This is a genomic window from Streptomyces sp. NPDC005070 (assembly GCF_053600395.1).
On sequence record NZ_JBSFZS010000603.1, the window covers coordinates 1 to 1,005 of the forward strand.

The 1,005-nt window shown below is 72.6% G+C and carries 1 protein-coding gene; it reads right to left on the reverse strand.

Annotation, left to right across the window (positions count from 1 at the left end):
* Nucleotides 1-1,005 (reverse strand): AMP-binding protein (locus ACWEBX_RS41485; protein ID WP_451889827.1); only part of this gene is annotated, 1,005 nt, incomplete at both ends.

Sequence of the window (1,005 nt, forward strand, 5' to 3'; positions counted from 1 at the left end):
GCCCCACAGCCCGAGGACCTGCACGGCGACGAAGGACGCGACGAGTCCGAGCAGGGTGCACCAGAACATGCGCGGGCGGGACGTCGTACGCGGCACGCATGTTGGCCAGCGGGGTGCCCACCGGTACCGCGCCGAGGTCGCCGTCCTGCTCGGGGACGGTGAAGGTGGAGGTGTAGAAGCTCTCCGTCTGGCCGTAGGCGTTGATGACGCGGGTGCCGGGCAGGACGCGGCGCACCGTGCGGACCAGGTCCGCGGAGAGCGCCTCACCGGCGAAGATCACCGTTTCGACGTCGAGGCGGGGGGCGGTGGCTGCGTCGGCGGCGATCTGGTCGAGCAGTGCGGAGAACACGGTGGGCACGGCGCTGATCGTGCTGCCCGACCAGCTTCCGCGTTCGGCGAGTTCGAGGACGTCACGGACGATCTCGACGCTCGCGCCGCAGGTCAGCGCGGTGAAGATCTCGAACACGGAGACGTCGAAGTTGACCGAGGTCGCGGCCAGCATCCGGGAGCCCGCCGTGACGTGGGTGCGCCGGGCCAGGTCCTGGACGCCGTTGACGACGGCGGCGTGGGTGACGCAGACGCCCTTGGGGGTGCCGGTCGATCCGGAGGTGAACATCACGTAGGCGAGGTGGTCCGGGCGCGCGCCGGCGTCCCGCGTCTGGGCGGCGGGCTCCTCGAGGTGCAGATCCTCGAGGTGCAGGAGGTGCCGTGTGTCCGTGGCGAGGGCGGCGGCGGTGGCGTGGTCGCTCACCACCAGGGCCGGGTCGGCGGTGGTGAGCAGCAGGTCGACGCGTGCGGCCGGGTAGCCCGGGTCGATGGGCAGGTAGGCGCCGCCGGCCTTGAGGACGGCCAGCAGGGCGACGACCAGGTCCGTGGAGCGGGGCAGGGCCACGGCGACCAGGACGTCCGGCCCGACCCCGTGGCTCTGCAGCACGGCGGCCAGCCGTCCGGCGCGCTCCTCCAGTTCGCGGTACGACAGTTCGTTCTCCCCGCAGACGACCGCGG